This window comes from Streptomyces sp. NPDC048290, assembly GCF_040652095.1.
GTDB lineage: Bacteria > Actinomycetota > Actinomycetes > Streptomycetales > Streptomycetaceae > Streptomyces.
The window spans coordinates 1-19,496 of the sequence record NZ_JBEZLM010000006.1 but is presented as its reverse complement, the minus strand read 5'-3'; the positions used below and the strand labels follow the sequence as shown (position 1 = coordinate 19,496).

General features: G+C 70.6%; 16 protein-coding genes. 9 read left to right on the top strand and 7 right to left on the bottom strand.

Translation table 11 applies throughout. The features are described from left to right. Window positions 1–557: 557 nt before the first annotated feature. The 4 genes from pstB to pstS all read right to left on the bottom strand — a co-directional run bounded on the left by pstB (window position 558) and on the right by pstS (window position 4,709). A complete protein-coding gene (gene pstB / locus AB0D49_RS11510; RefSeq protein ID WP_362754664.1) occupies window positions 558–1,334 on the bottom strand; it encodes a phosphate ABC transporter ATP-binding protein PstB in 777 nt (258 codons plus the stop codon). 44 nt (window positions 1,335–1,378) lie between these two features. Beyond that, on the bottom strand, window positions 1,379–2,437 hold the full coding sequence (gene pstA / locus AB0D49_RS11505; protein ID WP_362754661.1) for a phosphate ABC transporter permease PstA: 1,059 nt from the start codon (window positions 2,435–2,437) through the stop codon (window positions 1,379–1,381). Continuing rightward, window positions 2,434–3,441 carry a phosphate ABC transporter permease subunit PstC gene (pstC, locus tag AB0D49_RS11500; RefSeq protein WP_362754658.1) on the bottom strand — a complete coding sequence of 336 codons (1,008 nt, stop codon included), beginning with the start codon at window positions 3,439–3,441 and terminating at the stop codon, window positions 2,434–2,436. The genes pstA and pstC overlap by 4 nt, the downstream gene beginning before the upstream one ends. A 137-nt stretch (window positions 3,442–3,578) precedes the next feature. Continuing rightward, entirely contained in the window at window positions 3,579–4,709 is a 1,131-nt protein-coding gene (gene pstS, locus AB0D49_RS11495; RefSeq protein ID WP_362754655.1) for a phosphate ABC transporter substrate-binding protein PstS, read from the bottom strand. A gap of 482 nt (window positions 4,710–5,191) precedes the next feature. Here pstS and AB0D49_RS11490 point away from each other — a divergent pair, with 482 nt between their 5' ends. Next, window positions 5,192–6,793 (top strand): FAD-binding oxidoreductase, encoded by a 1,602-nt coding sequence (locus AB0D49_RS11490; RefSeq protein ID WP_362754652.1) that lies wholly within the window; start codon window positions 5,192–5,194, stop codon window positions 6,791–6,793. Between the two features lie 64 nt (window positions 6,794–6,857). Here the strand turns inward: AB0D49_RS11490 and AB0D49_RS11485 are convergent, their stop codons facing one another. Continuing rightward, complete coding sequence (locus AB0D49_RS11485) at window positions 6,858–7,565, bottom strand: phosphatase PAP2 family protein (protein ID WP_362754649.1); 708 nt, start codon at window positions 7,563–7,565, stop codon at window positions 6,858–6,860. 218 nt (window positions 7,566–7,783) lie between these two features. After that, window positions 7,784–8,785 (bottom strand): bifunctional lytic transglycosylase/C40 family peptidase, encoded by a 1,002-nt coding sequence (locus AB0D49_RS11480; RefSeq protein WP_362754645.1) that lies wholly within the window; start codon window positions 8,783–8,785, stop codon window positions 7,784–7,786. A 710-nt stretch (window positions 8,786–9,495) separates the two neighbouring features. Here AB0D49_RS11480 and AB0D49_RS11475 point away from each other — a divergent pair. From AB0D49_RS11475 to AB0D49_RS11450, 6 genes are all read left to right on the top strand, one after another. Beyond that, window positions 9,496–9,804: a hypothetical protein gene (locus AB0D49_RS11475; protein WP_151483054.1), complete on the top strand. Its 309-nt coding sequence runs from the start codon at window positions 9,496–9,498 to the stop codon at window positions 9,802–9,804. Between the two features lie 267 nt (window positions 9,805–10,071). After that, complete coding sequence (locus AB0D49_RS11470; protein WP_362754641.1) at window positions 10,072–10,917, top strand: hypothetical protein; 846 nt, start codon at window positions 10,072–10,074, stop codon at window positions 10,915–10,917. After that, complete coding sequence (locus tag AB0D49_RS11465) at window positions 10,907–12,253, top strand: hypothetical protein (protein ID WP_362754638.1); 1,347 nt, start codon at window positions 10,907–10,909, stop codon at window positions 12,251–12,253. The genes AB0D49_RS11470 and AB0D49_RS11465 overlap by 11 nt, the downstream gene beginning before the upstream one ends. Then, the gene (locus AB0D49_RS11460) at window positions 12,250–13,806 is read left to right on the top strand and encodes an SCO6880 family protein (protein ID WP_362754634.1); all 1,557 of its coding nucleotides are present in this window, start codon (window positions 12,250–12,252) and stop codon (window positions 13,804–13,806) included. The genes AB0D49_RS11465 and AB0D49_RS11460 overlap by 4 nt, the downstream gene beginning before the upstream one ends. A gap of 8 nt (window positions 13,807–13,814) precedes the next feature. Then, the gene (locus AB0D49_RS11455; RefSeq protein ID WP_362754631.1) at window positions 13,815–15,227 is read left to right on the top strand and encodes an ATP-binding protein; all 1,413 of its coding nucleotides are present in this window, start codon (window positions 13,815–13,817) and stop codon (window positions 15,225–15,227) included. Window positions 15,228–15,256: 29 nt separating this feature from the next. Then, a complete protein-coding gene (locus AB0D49_RS11450) occupies window positions 15,257–16,732 on the top strand; it encodes a type IV secretory system conjugative DNA transfer family protein (protein WP_362754629.1) in 1,476 nt (491 codons plus the stop codon). Between the two features lie 38 nt (window positions 16,733–16,770). On the opposite strand, the gene AB0D49_RS11445 is transcribed toward AB0D49_RS11450, so the two are convergent. Beyond that, complete coding sequence (locus tag AB0D49_RS11445) at window positions 16,771–17,358, bottom strand: GNAT family N-acetyltransferase (protein ID WP_362754626.1); 588 nt, start codon at window positions 17,356–17,358, stop codon at window positions 16,771–16,773. 94 nt (window positions 17,359–17,452) lie between these two features. Here AB0D49_RS11445 and AB0D49_RS11440 point away from each other — a divergent pair, with 94 nt between their 5' ends. Together AB0D49_RS11440 and AB0D49_RS11435 are read left to right on the top strand one after the other, a co-directional pair. Further along, a complete protein-coding gene (locus tag AB0D49_RS11440) occupies window positions 17,453–18,715 on the top strand; it encodes a histidine kinase (RefSeq protein ID WP_362754623.1) in 1,263 nt (420 codons plus the stop codon). Further along, entirely contained in the window at window positions 18,712–19,377 is a 666-nt protein-coding gene (locus AB0D49_RS11435) for a response regulator transcription factor (protein ID WP_362754620.1), read from the top strand. The genes AB0D49_RS11440 and AB0D49_RS11435 overlap by 4 nt, the downstream gene beginning before the upstream one ends. Window positions 19,378–19,496: the final 119 nt, after the last annotated feature.

Here is a 19,496-nt window from a genome sequence, read left to right as displayed (position 1 = left end):
GTCGCGCAGTTCCCCGCGCCCCTAGGGGGGATGTGGTGACGGCGCGATGTTGCGTGCAGCTAATTCGTGGCTAGTCGCGCAGTTCCTCGCGCCCCTTGGGGGTATGTGGTGACGGTGCGATTTTCTGTGCAGGTGGTCTGTGGCTGGTCGCGCAGTTCCCCGCGCCCCTAAAGACAGCTGCCGCCAGTTGCCTCAGGGGCGCGGGGAACTGCGCGAGAAACCACGACGAACCCGCACCGGAATCGACAGGGACGCGAGGAACTGCGCAAACAGGCGCCACCCGTCCACACCGGAATCGACAATCAACAGGGGCGCGGGGAACTGCGCGAAAAGCGACCACCGGCCCGCACCGGAATTCACAGGGGCGCGGGGACCCGCGCGGACAAGTGCCACCGGCTCGCACCCGGATCGACAGGGGCGCGGGGAACTGCGCGAAAGAGGGGACGCGCCCGCTCGGCGATGGGGGGCGGGGGCGCGAAACGGGCCCGCCCCCCGAAAGGGGCGGGCCCTCTTCTGCCTCGCGGTGGCACCGCCATGCAGCACCGCGAGGGGCTCACTCAGCCAAACCGGCCAGAGATGTAGTCCTCGGTTGCCTGGACCGACGGATTCGAGAAGATCCGCTCGGTGTCGTCTATCTCGATCAACTTCCCCGGCTGCCCCACCGCCGAGAGATTGAAGAACGCCGTCCGATCGGAAACCCGCGCCGCCTGCTGCATGTTGTGCGTCACGATGACAATCGTGAACCGCTCCTTCAGCTCACCGATCAGGTCCTCGATCGCGAGCGTCGAGATCGGGTCGAGCGCGGAGCAGGGCTCGTCCATGAGCAGCACGTTCGGCTCGACAGCGATCGCCCGAGCGATGCACAGCCGCTGCTGCTGCCCACCCGAGAGCCCCGAACCCGGCTTGTTCAGCCGGTCCTTGACCTCGTTCCAGAGGTTCGCGCCCTTGAGGGACTTCTCGACGATGTCGTCCAGCTGGGACTTCTTGTACGAACCGTTGAGCTTCAGCCCCGCCGCCACATTGTCGTACACCGACATCGTGGGGAACGGGTTCGGCCGCTGGAAGACCATGCCGACCTCGCGCCGCACGGCCACCGGGTCGACCCCGGCGCCGTACAGGTTCTCGTCGTCGAGCATGACCTTGCCCTCGACCCGGCCGCCCGAGGTGACCTCGTGCATCCGGTTGAGCGTGCGCAGGAACGTGGACTTGCCGCAGCCGGACGGGCCGATGAAGGCCGTCACGGAGCGGGGCTCGACGGTCATCGAGATGTCCTCGATGGCCCGGAAGGAGCCGTAGTAGGCGCTGAGGCCGCTGACATCAATGCGTTTGGCCATGGAAATCACTGCTTCTTTCGGAAATCGGTCGCTGTGTGGCCGCGTCAGCGACCGGTCTTCGGGGCTTTCCAGCGGGCGATGCCGCGGGCCAGCAGGTTCAGGAGCATCACGAACGCGATCAGGGTCAGCGAGGCCGCCCAGGCTCGGTCGTACGCGGCTTCGGACTGGCTCTGCTGGTACTGCTGGTAGATGAACAGCGGCAACGAAGCCTGTGCGCCCTCGAACGGGTTGGCGTTGATGAAGGGGTTGCCGAACACCAGCAGCAGCACGGGCGCGGTCTCACCCGCGATACGGGCGACCGACAGCATGATGCCGGTGGTGATACCGCCGATGGCGGTGGGCAGGACCACCTTCAGGATGGTGCGCCACTTGGGCACGCCCAGCGCCAGCGAGGCTTCGCGCAGCTCGTTGGGGACGAGCTTGAGCATCTCCTCGGTGGAGCGGACGACCACGGGCATCATCAGGATGGCCAGGGCGAGCGAGCCGGCGAACCCGAACGGCTGCATTTCGAAGATCAGCATGATGCTGAGGATGAAGAGACCGGCGACGATCGACGGGATACCCGTCATGACGTCGACGAAGAAGGTGACGGCCTTGGCGAGGTTGCCCCGTCCGTACTCCACCAGATAGATCGCGGTGAGCACCCCGATCGGGGCGCCGATCAGCGTGGCGAGGCCGACCTGCTCCAGGGAACCGAGGATGGCCGCGTAGGCACCGCCGCCGACCTCGGTGTCCGCGACGACCCCCATGGAGTGGGTCAGGAAGTAGACGTCGAGGACCTTGATGCCGCGTTCCACGGTCTCCCAGATCAGGGAGGCCAGCGGCACCACGGCGAGCAGGAAGGCGACCCAGACCAGCGCGGTCGCGATCCGGTCCTTGGCCTGCCGCTTGCCCTCGACCTTGGCGGCGACGCCGAAGGTGAGGACGACGAAGAGGATGGCGGCGATCAGGCCCCACTGGACGCGGCTGTCGAGTCCGGCGACCAGCCCGATGCCGATGCCCAGCGCGGCCGACGCGGCGGCGACCGCCCAGGGGGTCCACTTGGGCAGCGTGGCGCCCTGGAGCGAGCCGGGCTTCTTGGTCATGACGGCTGCGTGGCTCATGCGTTGGCCCCCGAGTACTCCTTGCGGCGGGCGATGATCGCGCGGGCCGCGCCGTTGACCAGCAGCGTGATGACGAAGAGGACCAGACCGGAGGCGATGAGCGCGTCCCGGCCGAAGGGACCGGCCTCGTTGAACTTGCTGGCGATGTTCTGGGCGAAGGTGCCGCCGCCCGGGTCGAGCAGACTGGCGCCGATGGTGAAGCTCGGGGAGAGCACGGTCGCGACGGCCATGGTCTCGCCGAGCGCGCGGCCGAGGCCGAGCATGGACGCCGAGATCACACCGGAGCGGCCGAAGGGCAGCACCGCCATCCGGATGACCTCCCAGCGCGTGGCGCCGAGGGCGAGCGCGGCCTCCTCGTGCATCTGCGGGACCTGCCGGAAGACCTCACGGCTCACATTGGTGATGATCGGCAGGATCATGATGGCCAGCAGGATGCCGACGGTGAGCATCGAGCGCGGCGCCCCGCCGTCCCACGAGAAGATCCCCGTCCAGCCGAAGAACTGGTCGAGCCAGCCGAACAGGCCGTCCATATAGGGGACGAGGATCAGCGCGCCCCACAGGCCGTACACGATCGACGGCACGGCGGCGAGCAGGTCGACCACATAGGAGATGGGACCGCTCAGCTTGCGCGGCGCGTAGTGGGTGAGGAACAGCGCGATGGCCACGGCGACCGGTACGGCGATGGCCATGGCGATGATCGACGACACCACGGTGCCGAAGGCCAGCACGGCGATACCGAAGACCGGCGGGTCCAGGTTGGCGTTCCACTCGAAGGTGGTGAGGAAGTTGCCCTCGTCCTGGCTGATCGCGACGGTCGCGCGCCAGGTGAGGAAGACCGCTATGGCGGCCATGATGACGAGCAGCAGAATGCCCGAGCCACGGGTGAGACCGAGGAAGATCCGGTCGCCGGGTCGGGTGGCACCACGGGAGGCGCGCTGCTGCTCGGTGAGGGTCGGCTGTGGGGTGGGGGGAGGTGCGTCAGTGTTCTTCGTCGTTATGTCCATCGGGTTCTCCGGTCTGCGGAACCGTCCCTGGGGGGCGGCTCGGTGAAGCCGTGCTCAGGACACGGCTCCGGGCGGCGGTGCACCGGACGGTGCGGTCCGGCCCCGTACCGAAGCGGGGGACCGGACCGCACACGGGGTCAGCTGAGTTCGGAGACGGTGGTCCGAACCTTGGAGATGATGTCGGCCGGCATCGGGGCGTAGTCGTTGTCGGCGAGGACCTGCTGGCCCTCCTCGCTGGCGAGGTAGGTGAGGAACGCCTTGGTCGCGGGCAGGGTGTCGGCCTTGTTGCCCTTGTCGCAGACGATCTCGTAGGTGACCAGGGTGATCGGGTAGGCGCCGTCGGCCTTGGTGGCGTAGTTCAGCTCCAGGGCCAGGTCCTTGCCGGTGCCGACGACCTTGGCGTCGGCGATGGCCTTGGTGGCACCGTCGACGGAGGCCGGGACCGGGGCGGAGGCGCCGGTGTCGATGGCGACGACGGCCAGGTCCTTGGCGTACGACAGCTCCATGTAGCCGATGGCGCCGGAGTTCTGCTGGACCTGCTGGGCCATGCCGGCCGAGCCGGAGGCCGCCTGGCCGCCGTCGGCCTGCCACGCCTTGCCGCCCTCGTACTTCCAGTTGTCGGGGGTGGTGGCGATCAGGTACTTGGTGAAGTTGTCCGTGGTGCCGGAGTCCTCGGAGCGGTGGAACGCCTGGATCTTGAGGTCGGGCAGCTTCGCGTCGGGGTTGAGCTTCGCGATGGCCTCGTCGTTCCAGTTGTCGATCTTGCTGTCGAAGATCTGCGCCAGGGTCGGGGCGTCCAGCACCAGGTTGTCGACGCCCGGGACGTTGTAGCCGACCGCGATCGGGCCGCCGACCATCGGCAGGTCGATGCCCTGACCGCCGGAGCAGACCTCCTTGGACGCCTCGATCTCCTCGGGCTCCAGCGCGGAGTCCGAGCCGGCGAAGGCCACGGTGCCCTGGGTGAACGCGGTCACACCGGCGCCGGAGCCACCGCCCTTGTAGTTGATCTGCACGCCGTTGCACGCCTGGGTGAAGTTCTTCACCCAGGCGTCGATGGCGTTCTTCTGCGCGGAGGAGCCGTCGGCCAGGATCTGGCCCTTGGCGTCGTCACAGGCGATGCTGCCGGCCGCCGCGGAAGCGGAGGAGCTGCTGTCACCGCTGCCGGAGGTACCGGTGTCGTCCGAGCCGCACGCCGTGAGGGCCAGGGCGCCGGAGACGGCGAGAGCACCGAGGGAGAGGGCCCGCCGGTTCATGCGCTGAAGCTTCACTTTTCGGGAGTTCCTTCCAGGAGCCGCCATCCTGTCCGGCGGCGTGCGAAGTCTGGGCGACACGGACACGCATTCGAGCGCATGTCGCATCGGTAAGGCCGAAATTAGGCAGATCAGGTGAAGGCGCCTATGGCCGTAAGTGAACGCGGAGTGAACCCATATAGACGTTGTGGTTAGGTCACGGAATGCTTACGGGGAGGGCACATGACGGTTCCGGAGCCCTGTGGGCCTCGACACAGATCCGACGGTACGGCAGCGAATCGGCACCTTCGGGCAACGGCACGGCGTGCACCGCCGCACCTTCCGGCAAACTCCGCGCACCTTTCGGATGGCGCCGGGAACCCCCGCCACCGGCCCGCCGTCTCGTTCCACAGCGGGCCCGGACGGACCCGGCCCCCTGCGGGGACGGCGGGTTTTCGCTCCACCCGGGACGACCGGCGTCCCCGCACCGAGGAGATCCAGCGCGTCGAGGCGGAGGACCCATGGAACGGCGTACGTTCATCGGCGGCGCGGCGGCGGTGGTGACGGCGACGGCGACGGCGTGTACGAGCGGTACCGGTGACCGGGCGGGGGCCCCACCGAGCACGCCGGGCGCGACGGCGACTTCCGCCACGGCCACCTCCGCGTCCACGGCCACCTCCGCATCCGCATCCGCGTCCTCCGCCTCCGCCGCCGCCTCCGCCGACTGGGCCGCCCTCGCCCGCGACCTCGACGGCCCCCTCGTCCGCCCCGGCGACACGGCTTGGCCCACCGCCCGCCAGCTCTACAACACTCGCTTCGACTCCCTCAAACCGGCGGCGGTCGCCTACGTCGCACACACCGAGGACATCCGTACGACCCTGGCCCACGCCCGCGCCCGCGGGCTGCGCGTCGCCATCCGCAACGGCGGCCACTCCTACGGCGGCTGGTCCTCCGGCACCGGCCGGCTCATCGTCGACGTCTCCCGGCTCGACCGTGTCCGGGCGTCCGGCACCGAGGCGGTGGTCGGCGCGGGCGCCAAGCTGATCGACGTCTACCGCGCCCTCGCCGCGCGGGGCGTGACCATACCGGCGGGCTCCTGCCCCACGGTCGGCATATCCGGCCTCACTCTCGGCGGCGGCCACGGCGTGGTCTCCCGCGCCTACGGTCTCACCTGCGACAGCCTCACCCAGGCCACCGTGATCACCGCCGACGGCCGTGCGCTGACCGCGAACGCCCGGGAGAACAAGGATCTCTTCTGGGCGCTGCGCGGCGCGGGCCACGGCACCTTCGGCGTCGTCACCGAACTCCGCTTCCGCACCCACCCCGCCCCGCAGGCCGTCACCGCGTATCTCTCCTGGCCCTGGTCCCGCGCGGCGGCGGTGATCCGGGCATGGCAGGAGTGGGGCCCCGCCCAGCCGGACGAGATCTGGTCCGCCCTGCATCTGGCGGCCACGGCGGGCGGCACCCCCACCGTCTCCGTCTCCGCCTTCTCGCTCGGCACGTACGGCGAGCTGAAGAACGCCGTCGACCGCCTCGCCGACCGCGTGGGCGCCTCCGCGAGCGCGGTCTCCCTGCGCCGCCGCGGCTACCAGGAGGCCATGGAGATCTACGCCGGGTGCTCGTCGTTCACCAGCGACACCCAGTGCCATCTGCCGGGGTCCACACCGGGCCGCGCCCCGGGCGGCGCCCTCGGCCGCGAGACCTACGCGGCCCGCTCCGACTTCTTCGACCGCTCCCTGTCCGGTACGGGGATACAGGCCCTGCTCACCCAGATCCGCGGCGTCCGCGGCGGCTCGGGCAGCATCGCCCTGACCGCCCTCGGCGGCGCGGTGAACCGGGTCTCCCCCACGGCCACCGCCTTCGTCCACCGCCGTTCCCGCCTGCTCGCCCAGTACATAGCGTCCTGGCGCGCGGGCACCTCCGGTACGACGGCCCAGTCCTGGCTGGCGACGGCCCACCGGGCGATGCGCCCACACGCCTCGGGCGCGGCCTACCAGAACTACCCCGACCCGACCCTCACCGACTGGCGCACGGCGTACTACGGACCGGCCGCCGCCCGCCTCACGACCCTGAAGCAGCGGTACGACCCCCAGCGCTTCTTCACCTATCCCCAGGCACTGTAAAAACCAGGCACTGTAAAAACGGGGAACCGGGAACCGGGAACCGGGAACCGGGAACGGGGAACGCCTACGCCGCCAGATCCTTCTCCTTGGCCTCCGCACCGGTCTCCCCGCCCCGCGCGCCCGGGATGACCGCCCCCACCGGCTCCCGCCGCCACACCAGGAACCCCACCCGGGGCGACGCGGCGACCGCCCGCACCAGCGGCGTCAGCAGCGCCGTCGCGACCGGCGACAGCAGCAGCGCGACCGCCGTACCGAGCGCGAGCCCGCCCACCACGTCGGTCGGGTAGTGCACGCCCATGTAGATCCGGCAGAACCCCTCGACCAGCGCGATCCCCAGCGCGAACAGCCCGAACTTCCGGTGGGCGACGAAGATCCCCACCGCCAGCGCCATCGCCATCGTCGCGTGATCGCTCACGAACGAGAAGTCGGTCTTGCCGGTGACCAGCACCTCAAGGCCCTCATGGTCGTAGAAGGGCCGGCGCCGCTCCACGAAACCCCGTATCGGCACATTGATCAGCACCGCGACTCCCGCGGCGAGCGGCGCCCACATCAGCGCGGCGACCCCGGCCACCGCCTCCTCCGGGCCGGACGACCGGCGCCGTACGGACCACCAGCACCCGAGCCCGAGCAGCGCCAGCGCGAGCAGCAGCCCGTACTCGCCGACGAACCCCATCACCTGGTCGAACCACGGCGGCGCGGCCTTGGCCAGCCCGTTGATGTCGTAGAGCAGCTCGACGTCGGGGTTCGACCCGGATTGCGCGAGTCCAGCCATGTGCAGCGGCCCCTTCGTCGTCCTCGTGTGTCATACCGTCCCCCGTCGGAGTCAGGAACGCACGACCCTTGTCAGTACGTTCCGCACTCCACCGAATGATCACTCAGACGTTATCGAAGAGAGATACATCGTCGCAGCTCAGGGGACAGGTTCACACTCCGTACGAGCCGCTGCGTACGGCCCGTCTCACCCGATGACGTCCCTGGCCCGCGCCCGGTTCAGATATGGGTGGGCAGCGCCGCCGCGCCCTCCGCGGTGACCCGGGTCGCCCCGAAGTAGTCCGGGGTGTCGATCGGGTCGAAGCGGATCACCGCGCCCGTACGCGGGGCGTCGATCATGTATCCGCCGCCCACGTAGATCCCGACATGGCGGATCGCGCGGGAGTTGGTGAGATCGTCCGAGAAGAACACCAGGTCACCGGGGAGCAGTTCGTCACGGGACGGGTGCGGTCCCGCGTTGTACTGGTCGTTGGCCACCCGGGGCAGTGTGATCCCGACGCTGTCGTACGCCGCCTGGGTCAGCCCCGAGCAGTCGAACCGGCCGTTCTGCGCGGCCGTGCCGGTGCCGCCCCACAGATAGGGGGTGCCGAGCTTCTGCTGCGCGTAGTGGATGGCCCCGGCCGCCTGCTCCGACGGATCGACCCGGGAGGTCGGCGCCGCGAAGCTGTCCTCCAGGGTGGTGATGATCCGCACGTAGTTCTCGGTCTCGTCGTACGGCGGAACGCCCCCGTACTTGATGACCGCGTACGCCCCCGCGTTGTAGGCGGCGAGCATGTTGTGGGTCGGGTTGCCGGGCACGTCCTTCACATAGCCGGCCAGCGTGCAGTCGTAGGTCGCGGCCGAGGGGATCGCGTCCTTCGGGTCCCAGACGTCCCGGTCGCCGTCGCCGTCGCCGTCGATGCCGTGCGCCGCCCAGGTGCCCGGGATGAACTGCGCTATGCCCTGCGCCTGCGCGCTGCTCTGGGCGGTCGGGTTGAAGCCGCTCTCCTGGTAGAGCTGCGCGGCGAGCAGCGCCGGGTTGATCGCGGGACAGAGCGTGCCCCAGCGCTGCACCAGCGCCTGGTAGACAGCCGGCACCGAACCCTTGGCCAGCGCCTTGCCGCTGCCGCCGGCACCGCCCGCGGCGTTCCCGGCGACCAGATAGACGCCCACCACCAGGACCATCATGAAGCCCAGCCCGAGCGTGAGCGCGATCCCGCCGCCGATCCACCATTTCCGCACGCCTCAACCCTGCCCCATCCCGGCCCCGTTCAAGGCGACTTCGCCCGAGTGGCCGTCGATTCGCCCATTATCGCGGCCCCTTCGCGCCCGCCACAGGGGCCACAGCGCCTCGCCCGGATACGCCCGGCTCGCCCCGGCGCACCGTCCCGCGCACACCCCGAGCGCCCCCGCCGGTTCCCTCCGGACCGCCCTCCGCTTCCGCCATACCCCCGCTCCGGCCGCGGGTTCGCCTTCGAGAACACCGGATCAGGCCACCGCCGTACGCGAGGACGCCCGTCCCGCCCGCCGTCCGGCGCACCGGCGACGAGCCGACCCACACGATCCAGCCGTTTTTCCCGGCGGCGCGCCGCCTCGTACGCCCCCGCCGCTCCCCCCTCACCCCTGACCCCGCGTCACCACTCCGCGCCCGCCCGGCGATAGCCTTCACCCGTCAGAACATGCGCACGCGCCTTCACCCCACCGGCCCCCACCCACGGCCCGGGACCGTAGAAGGGCCCAACGACGGCACCACACGACAGGTTCCGCTCCCACTTCGTTGCCCGGCGTGACCTGCCGTGATACACAGAGTGACGATAAGTGGTATTCGTACGAAACCCGCCACCCGATGACGCCAAGTCGACATACGAGGGCATCATCGTCGGCGAGAATGATGCCTGACCTCTGCACACCGCAGGGGCTCGCGGAACTACCCACCAGGGGCGGTGACTTACATGCTCTTTGCGGCCGAAAAGGGAGACATCAACACCATCATCGGCGGGATCGCTCCGGACTGGGGCCCCTTCGGCAGCCTGGGCAACGAGGCCAGGGTCATGATCGAGGTGGTGATGGCGGTCGCCATCCTCCTCTGTCTGGGCATCGCCATCTGGGGCGCGGCCAAACAGCGCATCGGCGCCACCGCGCTGCGCGACACCTTCAGCGCCGAACAGGGCAAGGGCCTGATCATCGCCGGACTCACCGGCGTCTTCATCATCGGCTCCCTGGGCACCCTGTTCACCATCGTGTACGGCATGGCCGTGTAGCCCGCCCCCGCGCGGACCCGCGCCGACCGCCCACTCGGCGCCCCGTCCGCCCCCGCGCCACCCGTCCCCGGTCCCGTCCGGGCACGCCCGGCCCCCTCCACCCCACCCATCCGTCGTGCCCACCGGCTGAGGTTGCGTCTCCCTGATGTCGAGTCACCACACCGCGCCCGCGCGGCGACCCGCCCGGCTACCGTCGTATCCGGAGCCGTGCCCCAGGCACGCCCTCCACCGGCACGACCGCGACCACTGCGAGGGGGCACAGGCGGCATGAGCCTCGGGGACGACGGCTACGGCGACTCCACACGCGCGGACACCTCCGACGCGTACGGCGGCAGCGGCGCCACCCGCACCCGGCTGCCCGACTCCGGGTCCCACGCCGGGGGGCGGCGCGGCGGCCGGTCCTCCTCCAGAAGCCTGGTCACGGTCGTCGGCGTGGTCGTCCTGCTGATCGCCGCGATCGCCTTCGCGAACCGCGGAGGAGACGATTCCGGGGACTCCCCCGGCAGCGCGGCCCCACCCGGCACGTCCTCGACGGCCCCCTCTGGCAAGGACCCGGTCGACACCACGACCAACGGCATCCCCACGGGCTACACCCAGACCGAACAGGGCGCCCAGAGCGCGGCGGCGAACTTCGCGGTGGCACTGGGGTCGACGGGCATGTACGCCGACACGTCCCGGCGCGACATCGTGAGCACCGTCTACGCGCCCGCCGTCGCCGACAGCCGCCGGGCCGCCATCGACTCCGCCTACTCCGACGAGCAGTTCCTGACCAACATCGGGCTCGACCAGGACGGCCGGGCCCCCGACGGCCAGACCTTCGTCTCCCGTGTCATCCCGGTGGGCACCAAGGTGACCCGGTTCGAAGGAGCCGCCGCCACCGTCGAGGTCTGGTACTCGTCGCTGTTCGGCCTCTCGGGGGACGCCTCCCGCAACCCCGTGACCGAGAGCTGGTTCACGGCCACCTACCAGCTCACCTGGTCCGACGACTGGAAGATCACCGACTTCCAGCAGAAGGACGGACCCGTTCCGGTGGCCCGCGATCAGAAGGCGTCCACCGCCGAGGACATGACGAAGGCCGTCGAGGAGTTCGGAGGGTTCACCTATGCGCGCTAAGCGCCTGCCCCTCAAGGTGACGGCCGCAGTCGCCGCCTTCCAGGCCACCGCGGTGCTGCTGGCCACCCGCGCGGTCGCCGCACCCCCCACCCCGCCCAGCCCGAGCCCGAGCCCGAGTGCCAGCCCCAGCCCGTCCGGGACCGGGGACTGCGACCTCATCCGCGGCCCCGCCGCCGAGTACTGCCAGCGCGGCGACCAGGGCACCAGCAGCACCACGCTGGAGCCCACCACCTCCGACCCCCTCGCCTCCCTCGCCCAAGGCTGTGCCGACGCCGCCTCCTGGACCGTCGAGAAACTCAGCGCCGCCGTCCAGGACACCGCCAACGTCGACTTCACCAACAACAAGTTCCTCCAGCAGTACGCCGTCGTCTTCGCCGCCTCCACCATCCTCACCCTGCTGCTCTGGCTGCTCGCCGTCGCCAAGCGCGCGGTGCGCGGCGTCCCCTTCGCCACCGCCGTCAGCGAAGCCATCGGCTTCCTCTGGCTGACCGTCCTCGCCTCCGCCTTCACCCCGCTGATCCTCTACACCGTCGTCTCCGCGACCGACGGCATCAGCGAGGTCCTCGCCAAGGCCACCGGCGACCAGACCGATGTCTTCTTCGGCAACTTCGCCGCCGCCCTGGAGAAGGGCCAGGACATCGGCGGCGGACCGATCATGCTGATCGTGGTCTCCCTGGTCTCCATCGTCGCCGCCGGAGTGCTCTGGCTGGAGCTGGTCATCCGCGCCGCGCTGCTCTACGTCGGCGCCCTGCTCGGCACGGTCGTGTACGCCGGACTGGTCGACAAGAACCTCTGGAGCCACGTCCGCCGCTGGGCCGGCATCATGATCGCCGTCATCCTGGTCAAACCGGTGATCGTGATCGTCCTCGGCCTCGCCGGAGCGCTCTCCGCCGACGACGGACCCGACGCCTTCTCCGCCGTCGTCTCCGGCCTCGCGATCATCCTGCTGGCCATCTTCGCCTCCGCGATGATCTACCGCTTCGTCCCCGGCTTCGGCGACGAGATCGCCGGCTCCCGCAACAACCGGCTCATGCAGGGCGCCGAAGGCAAGGCCGCCGCCGTGATCAGCTCCCCCGCCACCCTCGTCGCCCAGGGCATCAAGACCCACAGCACCCGCGCCGACCAGGGCGGCCAGAGCGGCGGCGCCGCCCCCCGCCCCGCGAACCAGACCGCCGGCGGCGTCGCCGCGCACAGCACCCGCGCCCCCGGCGGCGGCACGCCCCCCTCCGCCGCCCCCGCCCCACGCTCCGGCTCCCCGGTGAACACCCCGCACGCCAGCAACGCGCGCAACACCCGCAACAGCAGCAACAACCGCACGGGAGGTGAAGGGCGTTGACGACCGAGTCCCATCTGTCCCATCCGGTCACGCCCCGCCGTACGTATCTCATCGGCCGGGCCCGGCCGAACGCGATCGTCGGCCGCAACCGCGAGACCGGAGAGATCGCGCTGATCATCGCCGGCGCGTTCCTCGGCATGATGTGCGGGCTCCTGGTCCCCGTGCTCTCCCTGCGGATCATGCTGCTCACCGGCTTCCCGGTGATCGCCCTCGCCGCCGTCTACGTGCCCTACAAGCGCCGCACGTTCTACAAGTGGTTCGAGATCAACCGCAGCTTCAAACGGACCCTGCGCGCCAACACCACCTACCGCTCCGGCGCCGTCGAGGCGGGCACCCGGATCGACGGCCGCGAGGTCGAGGTCGGCCCGCCCCCCGGCATCGGCCGGATCACCTGGCTGTCCGCCCCCTTCGGCCCCGACGAGATCGCCGTCCTCCTGCACGCCGACCGCAAGACCGTCACCGCCGCCATCGAGATCGAGGGCCCCGGCGTCGGACTGCGCGACAGCGAGGACCAGGAAGCCCTCGTCGACCGCTTCGGCACCCTCCTCAAGCATGTGGCCAACGGAGACGGCTTCGTCACCCGCCTCCAGATGCTGGCCCGCACCCTGCCCGCCGACCCCGACGCCCACGCCAAGGACGTCGCCGTCCGTGGCGACGAGAAGTCCCCCGGCTGGCTCCAGCAGTCCTACGACCAGCTCCAGTCGATGGTCTCCACCAGCAGCGAGCAGCACCGCGCCTACCTCGTGGCCTGTATGCACTTCACCCGCGAACTCGCCGCCGAGGCCCAGGCCATGGCCCGCGCCGCCCGCCCGCACGGCGGACGCGCCGACCGCGACGCCGGACTCGCCGTCGTCATGGCCCGCGAGCTGACCGACATCTGCTCCCGGCTCCAGGAAGCCGACATCCGGGTCCGCCAGCCCCTCGGCCAGGGCCGCCTCGCCTCCCTCGTGCACTCCATGTACGACCCGGACCACCCCATCGACCACATCCAGGCGATGACCAAGCGCAACGCCTGGCCCGCCGAACTCGACGCCATGGAGCCCACCTTCCTCCAGGCCAAGACCCGCGAGTCCAGCACCCGCGCCCCCTGGTGCCACGCCACCGCCTGGGTAAAGGAGTGGCCGATGACCCCCGTCGGCGTCAACTTCCTCGCCCCGCTCCTCGTCCACACCCCGGACGTGATCCGCACGGTCGCCGTCACCATGGACCTCGAACCCACCGAGGTCGCCATCGAGCGGATGCTCACCGAGAAGACCAACGACGTCGCCGAGCAGTCCCGCGCCGCCAAGATGAACCGGACCGTGGACCCCCGCGACATCGCCGCCCACGACCGCCTCGACCAGCGCGGCGAAGACCTCGCCAGCGGCGCCGCCGGCGTCAACCTGGTCGGCTACATCACGGTCTCCTCCCGCACCCCCGAAGCCCTCGGCCGCGACAAGCGGACGATAAGGGCCTCGGCCGGAAAGTCGTATCTGAAGCTGGAGTGGTGCGACCGCGAGCACCACCGGGCCTTCGTGAACACCCTCCCGTTCGCCACCGGCATCAGAAGGTAGGCCCACAGATGCGGGACCCGCTGTCCGTCCTCACCGACGCCTTCACGTCCTTCCTCTTCGGCAAGGTCGAGACCACCCGGCTCCCGGTGCGCACGTCCACGGGCCAGGCCCAGGCGGTCTACCTGCCGACCGCCGCGCCCGGCCTGGGCGACTCCGGCGTGATCATCGGCCGTGAGGTGTACTCCGGCAAGGGCTACATCTACGACCCCTTCCAGCTCTACGGCCAGCAACTGCCCGCCCCCCACTGGCTGGTCCTCGGCGAGTCCGGCAACGGCAAGTCGGCCCTGGAGAAGACCTACGTCCTGCGCCAGCTCCGCTTCCGCGACCGCCAGGTCGTCGTCCTGGACGCCCAGGGCGAGGACGGCGTCGGCGAATGGAACCTCATCGCCGAGGAGCTGGGGATAACCCCCATCCGCCTGGACCCCACAGCCGCCCTGAACATGGGCATCCGCCTCAACCCGCTCGACCCGTCGATCACCACCACCGGCCAGCTCGCCCTGCTGCGCACCATCATCGAAGTCGCCATGGGCCACGGCCTCGACGAACGCTCCGGCTTCGCCCTCAAGGTCGCCCACGCCTACGTCAACGAGACGATCGTCGAACGCCAGCCGGTCCTCTCCGACATCGTCGAACAGCTACGCCACCCCGAGCCCGAGTCCGCCGAGGCCATGAACGTCGACATAGACGACGTCCGCGCCTGGGGCCTGGACGTGGCCCTGGTCATCGACCGGCTGGTGGACGGCGACCTGCGCGGCATGTTCGACGGCCCCACCACGGTCGGCATCGACCTCGACGCGCCCCTGATCGTCTTCGACCTCTCCCACATCGACCGCAACTCCATCGCCATGCCCATCCTCATGGCGATCGTCGGGGTGTGGCTGGAGCACACCTGGATCCGCCCCGACCGCAAGAAGCGGATCTTCCTGGTCGAGGAAGCCTGGCACATCATCAACAGCCCGTTCGTGGCCCAGCTCTTCCAGCGGCTGCTGAAGTTCGGCCGCCGCCTCGGCCTGTCCTTCGTCGCCGTCGTCCACCATCTCTCCGACGTGGTCGACGGAGCCGCGGCGAAGGAAGCCGCCGCCATCCTCAAGATGGCGTCCACCCGGACCATCTACGCCCAGAAGGCGGACGAGGCCCGCGCCACCGGCAAGGTCATCGGACTGCCCCGCTGGGCCGTGGAGATCATCCCGACCCTCACCCCCGGCATCGCCGTCTGGGACGTCAACGGCAATGTCCAGGTGGTCAAACACCTGATCACCGAGACCGAACGCCCCCTGGTCTTCACCGACCGCGCGATGACCGAGTCCTCCGCCGACCAGAGCGCCGACGACGCCCTGCGCGCCGCCGAACTGGAGGCCGAGGAGCGGGCCGCGGCCTTCGTGGAACAGCACCTCGGGGACTCCGAGTCGACGGTGGCCTAGACAGCACACGGCAGAAAAGAGCGGCGGCGATGGGACGCGACGATCACCGTCAGGACGGCCAGGGCGGCATCCCGGACGGGCTGCTGGTCGGCCTGCTGGCATTCCTGCTCGGGATGACCCTGATGGTCTGGTCCGCGACCCTGCTGTCCGGCTGGTTCGCCCACGGCACCTGGCCCGAGGGCGTCACCTTCGTCCGTACGCCCCTGGCCATACGCGAACTCGCCACCGAGCCGCACGACATGCCCGGCGCCTGGCCCGACACCCCCACCACCCAGCTCTCCGGGTACGGCCTGTTCTGGGGCCTGTTCATCGGCCAGCTGATGGTCCTGATCGTCCTCACCATCTTCGTCCTGGGCACCACCGCCCGCTACCGTGCGGGCCGCGCCCGCAGACGGGCCGAACGCCTCGAACAACTCAGCACCGCACCCGAACGCCGCGAACGGCTCACCACCCCACCCGACCCCCTCACCAAGCCGCTCCAGCAACCGGCGTACGAGGTCCCCACCCCCAGAACCGCCCAGGAACAGCAACCCCCACCGGCCCCCGCCACTCCTGCCCCCACCCCCGCCCCCTGGGAAAGCCCCGCCCTCCGCTTCGCACCCCCCGAGCACCGCCGCACCACTGCCGCCCAGGCGCTCCGCGACGCCGAGGGCCCCGCCCTGGTCGTCACCTCCGACCCAGCCCTGTGGCAGGACACCAAGGACGCCCGCGCCAAACTCGGCCCGGTCCACCTCTACGACCCCACCCACCGCTGCGACACCCCGGCCCGCCTCCACTGGTCCCCCACCAGCGGCTGCGAGAACAAGGCCACCGCCGCGGAACGCGCCACCGCCCTGCTCGCCCCGGTCCGCCCCACCGCCCGCCTCGACCAGGCCGTCGCCGACACCGCCGAGACCCTGCTGCGCAGCTGTCTGCACGCCGCGGCCCTCGACGGCCGTACCGTCCGCCACGTCCACCGCTGGGCCCAGGGCAACCAGATCCAGGACGCGGTACGGACCCTGCGCACCCACCCCAAGGCCGCCCCCGGCGCCGCGGGCGAACTCGAAGCCGCGCTCACCTCGCACCCCGAACGCCGGGACATCGCCCAGGAGTTGGCGGGCCGCGCGCTGTCGGCCCTGTTCACGGTGAATGTCCGGGAAGCCTGCACACCCAACCGAGCCGATGCCCTCGCACTGGATTCTTTTGTGCACGAAGGGGGCACGCTCTATGTGGTCGGTGAATCCATCGAGGACCCCAGGGCGAATCCCGGCGCGATGCCCCTGCTGACGGCCCTCGTCTCCAGCGTGGTCGAGCACGGCCGGCACATGGCCGAACGGTCATCCTCCGGTCGGCTCGACCCACCACTCTCGCTGATCCTGGACGACCTCGCCGCCGTCGCCCCCATCCCCGCACTGCCCGCACTGCTCAGCCACGGCACCGGCCGCGGCCTGCCCACCCTCGCCCTGCTCCGCTCCCGCGAACAGGCCCGCACCCGCTGGCCCGGCGAGGAACTCCCGGTGTCCTGACACCGCACGCGGTACTACCCCTGAAGTCGTACGAAGTCTCAGGGCCGCTCCAGCACATACTCCAGCTCGGACTCCCCCGACTCGTCCCCCGCCAACGGCACGGTCACCCCGCTCGGCACGAACCCCAGCCGCCGGTACAGCGCCCGCGCCCGCCCGTTGTCCTCATGGACGATCAGCCGCACCCGCTCCACGCCCCGCCGCCAGGCCCAGCCCAGCGCCTCGTCGAAGAGCAGCTCGGTCAGCCCGCAGCCACGCGCCTCGGGCCGCATGAACACCCCGACCACATGCCCCTGCCGCCGCTCGACCGGGAACCCGGCCCAGTCCTCGGTCCCGGCCTCCTCGATCAGCACGGTCACCGTCCCGACCCACGCCCCGTCCGGACCCTCCGCGATGATCTGCCGGGCCCCGTCCGCGTCCTCGGCGGACCATTCGGCCCGCTCCCGCCAGAACGACTCCGGCCGGACGACGGCCTGCTCGTAGGTCTCCAGGAACGCCAGGTGCGCGACCGGATCGCGCAACGCCGCCAGCCGCAGTTCCCTCATCGCGGGCCACTCGTCGCCCCGGATGGCCCGTACGACGTACCGGCCCTCGGTGCCACCGGCCCGCTCCTCGATGTCGGTGCTCATGACGGCCACCGTAATACCCCGGTACTACACCCCTCACCTGGAATACCGCCCCCGGTCCGACGCGCCCGAGCCCCCCGTCCCGCAGGATCGGACCATGACCACGGACGGACCAGCCGCCACCATGGACCCCGTGGCAGCACACGACCGGACGACCGAGCCCCTCACCCATCACGTCCATCGCGTCCTGCGCCGGATCCGCGCCTTCGACCGGCGCCATCCGCTGGTGTGGGACGCGCACTTCACCGCGTTCTGGGCGACGGCCGCCCTGATCGACTACTTCGGCGGCGGCTGGCTCACCGTCACCCACAACAGCCACACACCCGGCTGGCTCGCCCTCACCCTCTGCCTCGGCCTGACCGCCCCGCTCCTGAAACGCCGCGACCACCCCCTGCCGGTCCTGCTGGCGATGACCCCCTTCAGCCTCGTCAACGCCTGGACCGGCGCCAACTTCCAGGCCACCGAGCTGGCCTATCTCGCCGTCTTCCACATCGCCCTGCGCTCCCCCCTCAAAGCCCTGTGGCCCGCGACGGCCCTGGTCTCGGCGTCGATCGTCCTGATGAGCGCCCGCCACGGCCAGGCCAGCTGGGACCAGGAGATCGCCCCACGGCTGATGCTCCTCGCCCTGGCCATCGCCATCGGCATCGCCGTCCGCACCCGCCGCGACTACACCGAGGCCCTGGAGGACCGCGCCCGCCGCCTGGAGATCGAACGCGACCAGCAGGCCCGCCTCGCCACCGCCGCCGAACGCGCCCGGATCGCCCGCGAGATGCACGACATCATCGGCCACAACCTCTCGGTCATCACCAGCCTCGCCGACGGTGGCCGCTACGCGGCGGCCAAGTCCCCCGACCGCGCCGCCGAGGCCCTGCACGCCATCGGCACCACCAGCCGCCAGGCCCTCTCCGAACTCCGCCGCCTGCTGGACATCCTCGACGACACCCCGGACAGCACCGAACCCCAACCCACGCTCACCGACCTCACCCCCCTCGTGGAGGGCGTCCGCACCGCGGGCCTCCCCACCACCCTCACCACCCAGGGCACCCCGACCCCCCTCCCCCCGGGCCGCCAACTCACCGTCTACCGGGTCATCCAGGAAGCCCTGACCAACACCCTCAAACACGCGGGCCCCGAAGCCACCGCCCACATCACCCTCGTCTACGACGACCAGGGCGCCGTCACCGCCACCATCACCGACACCGGCCGACCCCCCACCCGCCCACCGGCCGAGGGCCACGGCCTGCCCGGAATGCGCGAGCGAACCTCCCTGTACGGCGGCACACTTGAAGCCGGCCCCCGACCGCGCCCCGACCGGGGCTGGCGCGTCCACCTGCACCTCCCGAAGGAACCTGCCCAGTGACCACCGTCCTCATCGCCGACGACCAGCCCCTCCAGCGCTTCGGCTACCGCATGTTGCTGGAGAGCCAGGACGACATCACCGTCCTCGGCGAGGCGACGGGCGGCACGGAAGCGGTCCGGATGGCCGCCGAACTCTCCCCCGACGTCATCCTGATGGACATCCGCATGCCCGGCCTGGACGGCATCGAGGCCACCCGCCGGATCATCACCACCGGCAACCGCTCCCGGGTCCTCATCCTGACCACCTTCGACCTGGACGAGTACGCCTTCGCGGGCCTGCGCGCCGGAGCCTCCGGCTTCCTGGTGAAGGACGCCCAGCCCGAGGAGCTGCTCTCCGGCATCCGCGCGGTGGCCACCGGCGACGCGGTGGTGGCCCCCGCCCTCACCCGCCGCCTCCTGGACGCCTACGCCCACCATCTCCCCACGAGCACCCCGGCCGACCCCGAACTGGACCCCCGGCTGACCGCCCTCACGGACCGCGAACGCGAAATCCTCACGGTCATCGGCCAGGGCTGGACGAACACCGAGATAGCCACCCGCCTCCACCTCGCCGAATCAACGGTCAAAACCCATGTCAGCCGCGTCCTGGCGAAGACAGAATCCAGAGACCGCATCCAGGCGGTCATCCTGGCCTACGACACCAGACTGGTCACCCCGTCCTGACCGCCCACCGAACTCTCCGGTGTCGTACCGGAAACGCAGAAAAGCCCCGCATCCGAAGATGCGGGGCTTCCCCTCAAAGTTTGTTCGGCGGCGTCCTACTCTCCCACCGGGTCCCCCCA

Coding starts and splice junctions, on each gene's coding strand:
- AB0D49_RS11455 (WP_362754631.1), top strand. CDS start 13,815: ATGCGGGACCCGCTGTCCGTCCTCACCGACGCCTTCACGTCCTTCCTC.
- AB0D49_RS11440 (WP_362754623.1), top strand. CDS start 17,453: ATGACCACGGACGGACCAGCCGCCACCATGGACCCCGTGGCAGCACAC.
- pstB (WP_362754664.1), bottom strand. CDS start 1,334: ATGGCCAAACGCATTGATGTCAGCGGCCTCAGCGCCTACTACGGCTCC.
- AB0D49_RS11490 (WP_362754652.1), top strand. CDS start 5,192: ATGGAACGGCGTACGTTCATCGGCGGCGCGGCGGCGGTGGTGACGGCG.
- pstC (WP_362754658.1), bottom strand. CDS start 3,441: ATGGACATAACGACGAAGAACACTGACGCACCTCCCCCCACCCCACAG.
- AB0D49_RS11485 (WP_362754649.1), bottom strand. CDS start 7,565: ATGGCTGGACTCGCGCAATCCGGGTCGAACCCCGACGTCGAGCTGCTC.
- pstA (WP_362754661.1), bottom strand. CDS start 2,437: ATGAGCCACGCAGCCGTCATGACCAAGAAGCCCGGCTCGCTCCAGGGC.
- AB0D49_RS11465 (WP_362754638.1), top strand. CDS start 10,907: ATGCGCGCTAAGCGCCTGCCCCTCAAGGTGACGGCCGCAGTCGCCGCC.
- AB0D49_RS11475 (WP_151483054.1), top strand. CDS start 9,496: ATGCTCTTTGCGGCCGAAAAGGGAGACATCAACACCATCATCGGCGGG.
- AB0D49_RS11470 (WP_362754641.1), top strand. CDS start 10,072: ATGAGCCTCGGGGACGACGGCTACGGCGACTCCACACGCGCGGACACC.
- AB0D49_RS11450 (WP_362754629.1), top strand. CDS start 15,257: ATGGGACGCGACGATCACCGTCAGGACGGCCAGGGCGGCATCCCGGAC.
- AB0D49_RS11445 (WP_362754626.1), bottom strand. CDS start 17,358: ATGAGCACCGACATCGAGGAGCGGGCCGGTGGCACCGAGGGCCGGTAC.